At 46.4% G+C, this 11,844-nt stretch carries 13 protein-coding genes, 1 pseudogene and 1 other annotated feature; of the genes and pseudogenes, 7 read left to right on the top strand and 7 right to left on the bottom strand.

The genetic code is table 11. The features are described from left to right. The first annotated feature begins 152 nt into the window (after positions 1 to 152). The 5 genes from ffh (at position 153) to rplS (ending at position 3,692) form a co-directional block, all read left to right on the top strand. Positions 153 to 1,514: a signal recognition particle protein gene (ffh, locus tag B4923_RS18160; RefSeq protein ID WP_109055775.1), complete on the top strand. Its 1,362-nt coding sequence runs from the start codon at positions 153 to 155 to the stop codon at positions 1,512 to 1,514. Between the two features lie 158 nt (positions 1,515 to 1,672). Further along, a complete protein-coding gene (rpsP, locus tag B4923_RS18165; RefSeq protein ID WP_009111755.1) occupies positions 1,673 to 1,921 on the top strand; it encodes a 30S ribosomal protein S16 in 249 nt (82 codons plus the stop codon). Positions 1,922 to 1,939: 18 nt separating this feature from the next. After that, complete coding sequence (gene rimM / locus B4923_RS18170) at positions 1,940 to 2,488, top strand: ribosome maturation factor RimM (protein ID WP_109055776.1); 549 nt, start codon at positions 1,940 to 1,942, stop codon at positions 2,486 to 2,488. 38 nt (positions 2,489 to 2,526) lie between these two features. After that, positions 2,527 to 3,282, top strand: coding sequence for a tRNA (guanosine(37)-N1)-methyltransferase TrmD (gene trmD, locus B4923_RS18175; protein ID WP_109055777.1), 756 nt, complete (start codon positions 2,527 to 2,529; stop codon positions 3,280 to 3,282). 62 nt (positions 3,283 to 3,344) lie between these two features. After that, complete coding sequence (gene rplS / locus B4923_RS18180; protein ID WP_009111758.1) at positions 3,345 to 3,692, top strand: 50S ribosomal protein L19; 348 nt, start codon at positions 3,345 to 3,347, stop codon at positions 3,690 to 3,692. Positions 3,693 to 4,467: 775 nt separating this feature from the next. On the opposite strand, the gene B4923_RS18190 is transcribed toward rplS, so the two are convergent. From B4923_RS18190 to btsR, 4 genes and pseudogenes are all read right to left on the bottom strand, one after another. Next, on the bottom strand, positions 4,468 to 5,172 hold the full coding sequence (locus tag B4923_RS18190; RefSeq protein WP_109055779.1) for a hypothetical protein: 705 nt from the start codon (positions 5,170 to 5,172) through the stop codon (positions 4,468 to 4,470). A 25-nt stretch (positions 5,173 to 5,197) separates the two neighbouring features. Next, positions 5,198 to 5,676: pseudogene (locus B4923_RS18195) on the bottom strand (Hcp family type VI secretion system effector). Positions 5,677 to 6,061: 385 nt separating this feature from the next. Beyond that, entirely contained in the window at positions 6,062 to 6,409 is a 348-nt protein-coding gene (locus B4923_RS18200) for a DUF2799 domain-containing protein (RefSeq protein ID WP_109055780.1), read from the bottom strand. Between the two features lie 49 nt (positions 6,410 to 6,458). Further along, positions 6,459 to 7,175, bottom strand: a complete 717-nt coding sequence (gene btsR, locus B4923_RS18205; protein ID WP_109055781.1) for a two-component system response regulator BtsR — start codon at positions 7,173 to 7,175, stop codon at positions 6,459 to 6,461. A gap of 226 nt (positions 7,176 to 7,401) precedes the next feature. Here btsR and B4923_RS18210 point away from each other — a divergent pair, with 226 nt between their 5' ends. Beyond that, the gene (locus tag B4923_RS18210) at positions 7,402 to 8,472 is read left to right on the top strand and encodes a 3-deoxy-7-phosphoheptulonate synthase (RefSeq protein ID WP_109055782.1); all 1,071 of its coding nucleotides are present in this window, start codon (positions 7,402 to 7,404) and stop codon (positions 8,470 to 8,472) included. A gap of 6 nt (positions 8,473 to 8,478) precedes the next feature. Continuing rightward, positions 8,479 to 9,600, top strand: coding sequence for a bifunctional chorismate mutase/prephenate dehydrogenase (gene tyrA / locus B4923_RS18215; protein WP_109055783.1), 1,122 nt, complete (start codon positions 8,479 to 8,481; stop codon positions 9,598 to 9,600). Between the two features lie 63 nt (positions 9,601 to 9,663). On the opposite strand, the gene pheA is transcribed toward tyrA, so the two are convergent. The 3 genes from pheA to raiA form a co-directional block, all read right to left on the bottom strand. Then, positions 9,664 to 10,824 carry a bifunctional chorismate mutase/prephenate dehydratase gene (gene pheA / locus B4923_RS18220; RefSeq protein WP_109055784.1) on the bottom strand — a complete coding sequence of 387 codons (1,161 nt, stop codon included), beginning with the start codon at positions 10,822 to 10,824 and terminating at the stop codon, positions 9,664 to 9,666. A 26-nt stretch (positions 10,825 to 10,850) separates the two neighbouring features. Beyond that, positions 10,851 to 10,978: a sequence feature (Phe leader region), on the bottom strand. Further along, positions 10,930 to 10,977, bottom strand: coding sequence for a pheA operon leader peptide PheL (gene pheL, locus B4923_RS21000; RefSeq protein WP_210732736.1), 48 nt, complete (start codon positions 10,975 to 10,977; stop codon positions 10,930 to 10,932). (Overlaps the previous feature by 48 nt.) Positions 10,979 to 11,176: 198 nt before the next feature. After that, complete coding sequence (raiA, locus tag B4923_RS18225; RefSeq protein WP_109055785.1) at positions 11,177 to 11,515, bottom strand: ribosome-associated translation inhibitor RaiA; 339 nt, start codon at positions 11,513 to 11,515, stop codon at positions 11,177 to 11,179. Between the last annotated feature and the right edge of the window lie 329 nt (positions 11,516 to 11,844).

Below are 11,844 nucleotides of genomic sequence, written 5' to 3' on the forward strand. Positions count from 1 at the left end.
ATCAACTAAGTAAAATGAAGGGTCAGTATAACGTTAGTCTCACTGGGGACCAACTGTTCTCCATCCGAGTCACAGAGATCGTCGGCGCTTTCGTGTTATAATCCAGCCATTCGCGTCGCGGCTTGCGGCTTGTCATACGTTGAGCATGAGATATGTTTGAAAATTTAACCGATCGACTATCGCGCACATTGCGCAATATCAGCGGCCGCGGGCGGTTGACTGAAGACAATATTAAGGAAACGCTGCGTGAAGTTCGCATGGCGTTGCTGGAAGCTGACGTCGCCCTACCGGTTGTTCGCGATTTTATCAATCGTGTCAAAGAACGTGCGGTGGGGCATGAGGTCAACAAGAGCCTGACTCCAGGTCAGGAGTTCGTCAAGATCGTCAAAAATGAACTCGTCAGTGCGATGGGGGAAAGCAATGCGGAGCTGAATCTTGCTGCGCAGCCGCCCGCAGTCGTGCTGATGGCGGGTTTACAAGGGGCAGGTAAAACAACCAGCGTCGGTAAACTGGGCAAATTCCTCAAAGAAAAGCAGAAGAAAAAGGTACTGGTTGTTTCTGCGGACGTTTATCGTCCTGCGGCAATTAAACAGTTGGAAACGCTGGCAGAATCAATTGGCGTCGATTTCTTCCCCTCAACGGCGCAGGAAAAGCCGATTGATATCGTTAGTCGTGCTTTACAGCATGCCAAACTGAAATTCTATGATGTGTTGTTAGTTGATACTGCCGGTCGTCTCCATGTCGATGACGCCATGATGGACGAGATTAAGCAGGTTCACGCGGCGATCAATCCGGTGGAAACCCTGTTTGTTGTCGATGCCATGACCGGTCAGGATGCGGCGAATACGGCGAAAGCCTTTAATGAAGCACTGCCGTTAACCGGTGTGGTTTTAACCAAAGTCGATGGTGATGCTCGTGGCGGCGCCGCGCTGTCTATCCGCCATATTACGGGTAAACCGATAAAATTCCTTGGCGTTGGTGAAAAAACGGAAGCTCTGGAGCCTTTCTATCCCGAGCGTGTTGCTTCCCGTATTCTTGGCATGGGAGATGTGATTTCCCTGATCGAGGATATCGAAAGTAAGGTTGATCGTACCCAGGCGGAAAAACTGGCGAAAAAGCTGAAAAAAGGGGACGGCTTTGATCTGACCGATTTCCTTGACCAGCTTAAGCAGATGCGCAACATGGGCGGCATGGCCAGCATGATGAGCAAAATGCCCGGAATGGGGCAATTGCCTGATAATGTGAAATCACAGATGGATGATAAAGTGCTGGTCCGTATGGAAGCGATTATCAATTCGATGACGCATCAGGAACGTGCCAAGCCCGAAATTATCAAAGGTTCCCGGAAACGTCGTATTGCGACGGGATCGGGGATGCAGGTTCAGGACGTCAACCGCCTTCTGAAGCAGTTTGATGATATGCAGCGGATGATGAAGAAAATGAAGAGTGGCGGTTTGGCGAAAATGATGCGCGGTATGAAAGGCATGATGCCGCCGGGATTCCCGGGTCGTTAAGCGCGATAATCTGACGGTGAATATAAAGTCTCACCGCCATTTTACGCTTTAGATTGCTTTTTGCGCCAAAATGAGTAAAATTTTGGGGCTTTTTATATGACACACTGGGCCCCGTTCCTCGATGGGGCCCGGTTGTTTTATTAACTAAAGAGGATGTTATGGTAACAATTCGTTTGGCACGTGGCGGCGCGAAAAAACGCCCGTTCTATCAAGTCGTCGTGACCGATAGCCGCAATGCGCGCGATGGTCGCTTCATTGAGCGCGTAGGCTTCTTCAACCCGATCGCAACGGGTCAGGCAGAAGCTCTGCGTTTGGATCTGGACCGTATCGAGCATTGGGTTGGTCTGGGTGCAACAGTGTCTGATCGCGTATCTTCGCTGATCAAAGACGCTAAAAAAGCAGCATAATCTGTTGCGGTGGTAACAATGAGCAAACAACTTAGTCCTAAAGCACCTGTTAACCCCATCGTATTGGGGAAGATGGGATCGACTTATGGCATCCGTGGTTGGCTCAGAGTGTTTTCATCCACCGAAGATGCCGAAAGCATTTTTGATTATCAACCTTGGTTTATCCAGACAAAAAGTGGTTGGCAGCTTGTCGAGATTGAAAGCTGGAAACATCACAATCAGGATCTGATCATCAAGATTAAAGATGTTGACGATCGTGATGCGGCCAATCTACTGACCAATTGCGAAATTGTCGTAGATTCAACGCAACTGCCTGAGTTGGATGAAGGTGATTATTATTGGAAGGATCTTATTGGCTGTCAGGTCGTGACCTCAACGGGTTATCAACTGGGTAAAATCATTGATATGATGGAAACCGGTTCGAACGACGTGATGGTAATAAAAGCCAACCTGAAAGATGCATTCGGGGTCAAGGAGCGGTTGGTTCCGTTCCTCACTGAACAGGTTGTCAAGCATGTTGACCTTTCTGCTCAAACTATTGAAGTAGATTGGGATCCTGGTTTTTGAGCTCTGAGCTGACCAGTAGTACTAAGTGGAACGCGACGATGTGGATTGGGGTTATTAGCCTGTTTCCAGAGATGTTCCGCGCAATTACTGATTACGGAGTCACTGGCCGGGCAGTTAAAAATGGCCTGCTGAGCGTACAGTACTGGAGTCCGCGAGACTTCACTTACGATCGGCATCGCACCGTGGACGATCGCCCTTATGGCGGCGGTCCCGGAATGCTGATGATGGTGCAACCTTTGCGGGATGCGATCCACGCAGCAAAAGCAGCGGCAGGCGAAGGTGCCAGAGTGATTTATTTATCACCTCAGGGCCGCAAATTAGATCAGCAAGGCGTACGTCAACTCGCCACCAATCAGAAAATGATTCTGGTTTGTGGTCGGTACGAGGGGATTGATGAGCGCGTAATTAAAACCGAAATTGATGAAGAATGGTCAATCGGTGATTACGTCCTCAGCGGTGGTGAGCTACCGGCAATGGCGCTGATTGATTCGGTTTCCCGTTTTATACCGGGTGTACTGGGTCATCAGGCTTCGGCAGAAGAGGATTCTTTTGCTGATGGATTGCTGGATTGCCCACATTTTACTCGCCCCGAAGTGTTGGCAGGCATGGATGTCCCGGCAGTTTTGCTGTCAGGAAATCATGCTGAGATTCGTCGCTGGCGTTTGAAGCAGTCGCTGGGCCGAACCTGGCTTAGAAGACCTGAACTTCTGAAAAGCCTAGCTCTGACTGACGAGCAAGCAACGTTGTTGGCTGAATTCCAACGTGAATATCAGTCTGGACAACATGAGTATTAGGTGGTCGTTCTGGTACGCCAAACGAACCCAAATATCAGTTTACCTAGGGTAAGAGACATATTATGAGCAACATTATTAAGCAAATTGAACAAGAGCAGATGAAGCAGGACGTACCTGCATTTCGTCCGGGTGATACCGTAGAAGTGAAGGTATGGGTTGTTGAAGGTAGCAAAAAACGTCTGCAGGCATTCGAGGGCGTGGTTATCGCTATTCGTAACCGCGGTCTGCATTCTGCATTCACTGTTCGTAAGATTTCCAACGGCGAAGGTGTAGAACGTGTTTTCCAAACGCATTCTCCAGTAGTTGACAGCATCGCTGTCAAACGTCGTGGTGCCGTACGTAAAGCCAAACTGTACTACCTGCGTGAACGCACTGGTAAGTCTGCCCGTATTAAAGAGCGTCTTAACTAATAGCGCGCTTTCGCAACATCCGAAAGTGGTTAGTTATCAAGGGTTCGCCGGCGGCGAACCCTTTTTTTACGTCCATATCCACTTTTGTCCATGGCAGCCTTTTCAACGGTGTAAAAAAGCGCTGGCGTGGGCTGGGTTTGCAACGTTTTGAAATCCACAATGGGGTGACTTTGGTAATCGTCTACACCTGTTCGTCAATTACCTGTTAACACTTCCAACCTGTTAGGAGGGAAAGAAGATCGCTGTCGCCTTGGTAAAATTAACGTCCTCTCAGATACGTGATCTATCAAGGGCGTGTTGAAGCCTACGAGGGAACCAGAATTTAGCGTGGAGCGTTGTCTACTGGTTGGGAGGCATCAGCGTTATGTTCGACTTTTTCCTAATCAAGGCCAATAGCTGCCATAATGACTTCTTTTTTATCAGGGTAAACACTCAAATAGATATCATATCCACTGTAGGCCGGTGAGATCCAACGAATGGTATTAATATCGATCTTCTCAGGTGTAAATTTCTTGGCTCTTAAGTAGCTTTCTAACTCCGATTTGTCAGTCGTTCCAGTAAAGAATATTACATTGGTCTCAGGTTTATTACCATCACGAGCTGAATAGCTTATATAATAATCCTGAGATATAAGGGGCGCGTTTCTGATCATTTCCGTTGAGAAAAAGCGGTCGTAGAACCAATTGGTTTTTGTGTAAGAAATACTATCAATAGTAAGTAGTTTTAAAAGAATATATGAAAATGCAACTATGGAGACAAAAAAAAAGCGATTTTTTTATTGGTTTGCATAAACCCTCCCACCGTTTAAATATATTCCGATGTCGCTATCGTTCGCAATGAAAACATTACCTGATTTAAAATCAAAGTATGGTTTTATTGATTTCATAAAATACGGTAACTCACCTAAATAAGGTCTTGAGTTTGCAGATATTGATGGATCCGGAAACAACAAAGGTCTAAATCCTTTATTCTTAAAATTTCCAATAGGTCCATAATGGTCCCATCGCTTAATTGATTCACTTTTGCTAACAGGTTTTAAGTCATAAAGATAATTTCTACCATGGATTGCACGATAAAATCCGAGTAAATCGGATACAAGATCTTCGCCGCTAAAACCACTGTCAGTGGTCCAGCTAAAAGGCCAACTATCCTGCAAGCTCTCAAATGCCGTACCCGTTTTCATCATCATGGCAAGAACGATACTGTGCCGCTCAGATAGTGGGCGTCCGCGGCGTATTTTCCAAATACTGTACTTAGAAGTACCTATCCACTTCCTTCTAATAAACATGCTTTGCTCATAGTGAATATGATAGAACTCATCTGGTCTACTTTCACCCAATTCCATTTGAGACAAAAGATTCCTGATATCATCACCTGAGGCATGACCTAAATCTACCCAGCCTAATATTTCAGTGTAAATTATGCCGTATTTTGCTGAAATTGCCTGATTGACATCCAATATCTCTGAGCGCTTACTCATTTATCCATCCATGATTTTCTAATATTTAATAAGTTGAACCACTCCATAGCATATAATTACTCGTGCGAGCAATGACATGTTCTAATGTTATTGATGAAAATTTAAATGATACATTTTCTTGAGGTTGGGCATCATTATGCGTCAACGAGTTAGGATAAAAATAACGAATGTCCGTAACAATTGCATCTTTCAAAGAGATCTTAAAAAAAGCTCATAACCTCCTAACGAGGACGTTCTGTAACATTGAAACACGCAATCTAATTTCTCATTATCATTCAGGGCCTGAGCTAAAAGAGGCGTGGCTTTATCTATTGGTTTTCTTATGTCAACCGGATGAAGAGATACATTTTCTAATCGTGTAAATTGGTTCATTAATTCATATACAAAAATTTCATCTTCATGGGCTGATTGATATTTATTACCAATAGAATCTATCGAGGATGCTCCTGCCGATATAAGACCTTGTTTTTCACCGTTAACTTTTAAATATATAACGTTAGCCATTTAATATCCCCTTCATTTCCTTGAAGATTAATATGTTCCATCAAAATTCCTTATCTCATTGTTTATTACAAAAGTCAAGGTTAATAATCATCAACTTTCTGATTTAACGGGTAATGCCTCTAACCAGTAGGATTATCTGATATCCAGAATAATAAAGTGATTATTTATCAACTGGTTGATGATGGCGAACCCTTTTTTACGGCTGGAGGTATAACGTTTCTCTGATCCAGATATGCGGCTGGCGGTAACCTATTTTGCACGATGCCCTCAACGTATTATGATCGATAGTCATGCTGAGGGAATGATGATGAAATTGGAAGGACGATAGTTACGGTTTGATATTGTGATATGACAGCATTTGGATAAGTCTTATCAGCTGTAGAGCTTAGTGCAAACTTTGCTGCCATTGGGTTCGCAATTGCTCGGCATCAGAGACGCCATCGCAGCTGGCAGGGAAGTTCTTGCCGGATTTCCCCCATTCTATCATGTTGGCGGGATGACAAAACGCTGTCTGTCCTGCGTTATAGCCGCGTAAATAGGCATCGCGATCGACTTCGGGGTTGCCAAACCATTCTTGCAGCGTGTCATTGTCTTTCACCACCATGCCGGATACGGCATCTTTATAGCCAGCATCATACCAAAAGTCAGCTTCTCCCCCAGGCACAGAAGAAGGGAGATGGCTTTGGCAACCGGTCATAAAAAGAATTACAGCTAAAAAGTAACTGTATTTCATAATGAAACCTTTCGCGAGTAGAAGTCTCTATCATAAAAGCGTTTTGCTTTTAGGCGATACCCAATTTTTCTTTTAATAACTTCAGATAGCGGCGGCTGACAGGGATATGTTTTCCCGTATGTGTCAGTACTTCCGCGGCGCCATTTTCCATTAATTGAATTTCTTTTAGAAGCTCGGTGTTTACCATATATTTTCGGTGGCACCGTACAAAAGGCGTTTTTTCTTCCAGCGTTTTCAGAGACAGTTGTGTGTAACCAGACTGACTTACGCCAACAACATGTACACCGCTTAGCTCTGAACTGAAATATTCGACTTCATCGACTTTGAGTAAAAAAATCCGGTTATGTCCGGTGCAGGGAATATGGCGGAGGTAGGGCTCGGTAATGATGTGTACGTTTTTATTTACACTTGTGCCGCGACGTAAACGATTCAGCGTTTTTGCAAGCCGATGGGCATCCAGCGGTTTTAGCAAATAATCGAACGCATGTTCTTCGAAAGCGCGAACCGCGTATTCATCATATGCGGTCACAAACACGACATAAGGCATGTTTTCCGGATCCAGCATCGCGACCAATTCCAGCCCACTGATTTTGGGCATCTGGATATCCAGAAAGATGACGTCAGGTTGCAGGCGATGAATCGTGGGTATCGCTTCGAGCGCGTTGCTGCACTGGGCGATGATAGTGATATCAGGTTCGTTCTCCAACAGCAAAGACAGTTCTTCTCGCGCCAGCTGTTCGTCGTCAATGATTATTGCTTTCAACATTGTTCCCCCTTGTTGTCATGATTCTACCATTATTCGCGTGAGTGATTGGAATGCGTGAATATGGAAGTGAGCGTTGGCGCCAATTCGTTTTTTGGCGTTTTAGTGACAGTAATTTTAAATTTACAGATGTGTATTGAAAAATTTACGGTTCATGTTATGGTGTAGGCATCGCGCGTAGACTGCGTTGGTCATTCGCGCTTATACCGAACTCGTCAGGAATATGAACATGCAAAAAGATTCACTCAATAATATTAATATCAGCGCAGAACAGGTGCTTATTACCCCGGAACAGTTAAAGGCCAAATTTCCCCTTAGTGACAATGAACAAGCGGCCATCGCTCATGCTCGTGAAACGATTGCCAGCATTATTCATGGTCGTGATGAACGCCTGCTGATTGTCTGCGGACCGTGTTCTATTCATGATACCGACGCTGCGCTGGAATATGCCCGTCGTTTGCAAGCGCTTGCTGCTGAGTTGAGCGACCGGTTGTATATTGTCATGCGGGTATATTTTGAAAAACCGCGTACGACCGTAGGCTGGAAAGGCCTGATCAACGATCCTTACATGGATGGGTCATTTGATGTCGAAGCGGGTTTGCATATTGCTCGCGAGTTATTACTTGAACTGGTGGACATGGGCTTACCGCTGGCGACTGAAGCACTGGATCCGAATAGTCCCCAATATCTGGGAGATTTGTTCAGCTGGTCTGCGATCGGTGCACGTACCACTGAATCGCAGACACATCGTGAAATGGCATCAGGTCTGTCCATGCCGGTTGGTTTTAAAAATGGAACCGACGGCAGTCTGGGTACAGCGATCAACGCAATGAGAGCCGCGGCCATGCCGCACCGTTTTGTCGGGATCAACCAGATCGGGCAAGTTTGTCTGTTGCAGACTCAGGGCAATGCGGATGGCCATGTGATTCTGCGCGGTGGTAAAAAGCCGAATTACAGTGCGCAAGATGTTGCCGAGTGTGAAAAACAGATGCAGGAAGCAGGACTGAGACCTGCCCTGATGATAGATTGTAGCCATGGCAACTCCAATAAAGATTATCGTCGTCAGCCTCTTGTGGTTGAATCTGCAATTGAGCAGATTAAGGCAGGAAATCGTTCCATTATTGGCTTGATGCTGGAGAGTCACCTTAATGAAGGCAGCCAGTCTTCAGAGCAGCCTCGTTCCGACATGCGGTATGGCGTGTCCGTAACGGATGCCTGCATCAGTTGGGAAAGCACAGAAGCATTGCTGCGTTCAGTACATCAGGAACTTGGCGCACGAGTAAAACATTCAGGAGAGTAACAAGATATGGTAGCTGAACTGACCGCATTGCGTGATCGGATAGACGAGGTAGATAAAGAGCTTTTAGCGCTGTTATCACATCGGTTGCGTTTAGTGGCGGAAGTCGGTGAAGTGAAAAGTCGGTATGGTTTGCCGATTTATGTTCCCGATCGTGAAGCGGCAATGTTCAGTTCACGTCGAAAAGAAGCCGAGGCGCTGGGAGTACCGCCTGACCTGATTGAAGATATCTTGCGCCGGGTTATGCGTGAGTCCTATTCCAGTGAGAATGAAAAGGGATTTAAAACATTATGCCCGTTACTTCGACCTGTGGTCATCATCGGTGGTCGTGGTCAAATGGGTAAGCTGTTTGAAAAAATGCTGACGTTGTCCGGGTATCAGGTCAGGATTCTGGAACAGGATGATTGGCCCCGGGCGGAAAGTTTGTTGTCTGATGCGGGCATGGTTATTGTCAGTGTCCCGATTCATGTTACTGAACAGGTGATCGCTCGTCTGCCTAAACTGCCGGATGATTGTATTCTTGTTGATTTGGCATCGGTAAAAAATGGGCCGTTGCAAGCCATGCTGGCTGCCCATCAAGGACCGGTGCTCGGGCTGCATCCGATGTTTGGCCCTGATAGCGGTAGTCTGGCAAAGCAGGTCGTTGTCTATTGCGATGGGCGTCAACCTGAAGCCTATCAGTGGCTGCTGGAGCAAATTCAGGTATGGGGCGCGCGTTTGCATCGCATCAGCGCTGTGGAGCACGATCAGAATATGATGTTCATTCAGGCGCTGCGTCACTTCGCAACGTTTGCATATGGTCTGCATCTGGCGGAAGAGAATGTACAGTTGGAACAATTGCTGGCGCTTTCATCACCGATCTATCGTCTGGAATTGATTATGGTGGGACGACTGTTCGCACAGGATCCACAGTTGTACGCTGATATTATAATGTCGTCGGAGAATAATCTGGCGCTGATTAAGCGGTATTACCAACGTTTCGGTGAAGCGATAGCGCTGCTGGAACGTGCGGATAAAGCCGAGTTCATCAGCAGCTTCAAGAAAGTCGAACATTGGTTTGGTGACTACGCGAACCGATTCCAATCTGAAAGTCGGACATTATTGCGTCAGGCTAACGATATTCGTCAGTAACCATGCCAGATACGTTTAGAATCTGAGAATGCCATCCCGTTGCCTATGCCGGGATGGCATTTTTCATTCGACGGCGTTTACAGGAACGACATTTTCGCTTGGGTAGCAGCCCAAGACTTTCAGGGAACGAGTGATGGACGTTAATTCCTTCAGGGCTTTCTGCATGGCTTCGCTACGCAGGTTAGCCTGTACATCTATATAAAACATCTCTTCCCACGGATTACCGTTAATCGGTCGCGATTCCAGCTTGGTCATTACAATACCGTGGTCGCGCAGGACCAGAAGCGCTTCAACCAAGGCGCCGGATTGTTGACCCGTTGCCATAATCAGCGTGGTCTTGGCCGGGACCTGTTCTGATACGTCAATCGGTTTGCGGGCGAGAACAATAAAGCGGGTGATGTTTTGTGACTGATTTGCCAGATTATGCTCTAGAACCTGCAATTGGTAGAGCATGCCGCCGGCTTCGCTACCGAGTGCTGCGGCTTTCGCTGAGTTGAGCGCCGCTACTTTTTCCATTGCCGCAGCAGTACTTTCACAGTACTCGATTTTCCAGTTGGGGAAGCGACTGATAAAGTGGCTGCATTGCTGAAATGGCTGTGGGTGACTATAAACAGTCTCAATCTGATCCAGGCTGGTTTCGGTTGCCACTAAAACACAGTGATTAATCGGATTACTCAACTCACCGACAATGGATAACCCGGTGTGTTGTAACAGGTCATAGACATCGTTAATGGAACCCGAGCTGGTATTTTCAATCGGCAGCACCGCGTAGTCGGCCTGACCGGTCTCCACCATATTGAAAATGTCCTGGAACTTCTGGCAGCCGCATTCGATGAACTGTTCGAAATGGCGGGCGGCGTATTGACGCGCTGCCAGATGAGAATAGGAGCCTTTAGGACCGAGAAAAGCGATACGGGCTGAGTGAGATGTCGTCTGGTTAAGGTGATGCTGCAAGAGCGCCTGTTGCGTCAGTACGGAGTCTTCAATGATAAGCTGGAACAAACGGGTGATGTAGTGACCATCAAGATGATATTTTTTCCCTGCCGCGGTCAGTTTGTCGAGTAAATCACGTTCGCGCTCTTTATCACGGATGGGTCGATGAGAGTGCAGTTTACTGCGTGCAACGTCGAGTGCTAATTCACGTCTTTGCGCCAATAACTCAAGCAGTTTCAAGTCCAGTTCGCTGATGCGCTCGCGTAGTACCAGTAATGGATTATCGGTCATTATGTTGTTACCTGTTTTCTATTCTTATAAAAAAAGCCTCCTGTTTTCAGGAGGCCTTTCTGTTCGTCTTCGTATTCTTACTCTTATGACGAATCGCCTCCCAAATCAGGGGAAGGTAAAAAAGAATACGAAGAAAAACGGTGAATGGGTCATGTGAATCCAGTGTGCAATATGAAGATGCGTCGGAATAATAACAGGTAAAGTAACCGTTGGCTTTTCATCCTGTCAATACAAAATCGCCGGGTGTGATTTTGAACCACGTGCAACGTTGGCACTTTAGGGGCGGGCAAAGGATGCCCGCTATACAAAAAACGCGCCATCAGGCGCGTTAGGTAACCGGAACCGGTGGAAATTATTCTTCCTGAATAATTTGCAAGTTGGCATCTTTGACGCTTGTCGCTGCGCGACGGGCCTCTCCTTTATGTCGCACCTTGTCCAATTGACGCTCAAGTTTAGCGATGAGCTCATTGATAGCTGCATACATATCTTCATGTTTGGCACTGGCGACCAACGGTCCGTTTGGCGTACTGATTGTTGCATCAGCAACGAAACCCTGGGGTTCTTTTGACAGAATGATGTGCGGGTTAATCAGGTGAGCTTGCCACTTATCCAGTTTAGAAAGACGGTCTTCGACATGCTGACGTATTGCGGGGGTAATATCCATTTGCTTACTGGTAATATTGATAGTCATATAACTTACCTCTCTGCCTATGTCCGTCTTGGATAATTTCAGCATACCGCGAGTTGAGACAAAAATCGTGATATTGATCGCTTTTTTTTGTCACTTTCTGTCAGTAAACCGTGATTTGTGAACTGTCCGCAGGAATTGAAGGGGAGAACTTGAAGGAGGAGGTAGCCTATGCCATTATCGCAAAGATGTACTGAGACCTTTCGTGATTTTTCTGCCTTTCCCTTCCTTTCTAAGAACACACTCCGACAATAAAAAACGGCAACCTGAGCTGTAATGCCGATCAGTTAAGGATCGGTTGACCGATCCAGTGGCTGTGTAAGAATCCGGAA

This window comes from Brenneria roseae subsp. americana, assembly GCF_003115815.1.
GTDB classification, from domain to species: Bacteria; Pseudomonadota; Gammaproteobacteria; order Enterobacterales; family Enterobacteriaceae; genus Brenneria; species Brenneria roseae.

Excerpts from the sequence above, each read along its gene's own strand:
- ffh (WP_109055775.1), top strand. The coding sequence starts at position 153 with ATGTTTGAAAATTTAACCGATCGACTATCGCGCACATTGCGCAATATC.
- rpsP (WP_009111755.1), top strand. The coding sequence starts at position 1,673 with ATGGTAACAATTCGTTTGGCACGTGGCGGCGCGAAAAAACGCCCGTTC.
- rimM (WP_109055776.1), top strand. The coding sequence starts at position 1,940 with ATGAGCAAACAACTTAGTCCTAAAGCACCTGTTAACCCCATCGTATTG.
- trmD (WP_109055777.1), top strand. The coding sequence starts at position 2,527 with ATGTGGATTGGGGTTATTAGCCTGTTTCCAGAGATGTTCCGCGCAATT.
- rplS (WP_009111758.1), top strand. The coding sequence starts at position 3,345 with ATGAGCAACATTATTAAGCAAATTGAACAAGAGCAGATGAAGCAGGAC.
- B4923_RS18190 (WP_109055779.1), bottom strand. The coding sequence starts at position 5,172 with ATGAGTAAGCGCTCAGAGATATTGGATGTCAATCAGGCAATTTCAGCA.
- B4923_RS18200 (WP_109055780.1), bottom strand. The coding sequence starts at position 6,409 with ATGAAATACAGTTACTTTTTAGCTGTAATTCTTTTTATGACCGGTTGC.
- btsR (WP_109055781.1), bottom strand. The coding sequence starts at position 7,175 with ATGTTGAAAGCAATAATCATTGACGACGAACAGCTGGCGCGAGAAGAA.
- B4923_RS18210 (WP_109055782.1), top strand. The coding sequence starts at position 7,402 with ATGCAAAAAGATTCACTCAATAATATTAATATCAGCGCAGAACAGGTG.
- tyrA (WP_109055783.1), top strand. The coding sequence starts at position 8,479 with ATGGTAGCTGAACTGACCGCATTGCGTGATCGGATAGACGAGGTAGAT.
- pheA (WP_109055784.1), bottom strand. The coding sequence starts at position 10,824 with ATGACCGATAATCCATTACTGGTACTACGCGAGCGCATCAGCGAACTG.
- raiA (WP_109055785.1), bottom strand. The coding sequence starts at position 11,515 with ATGACTATCAATATTACCAGTAAGCAAATGGATATTACCCCCGCAATA.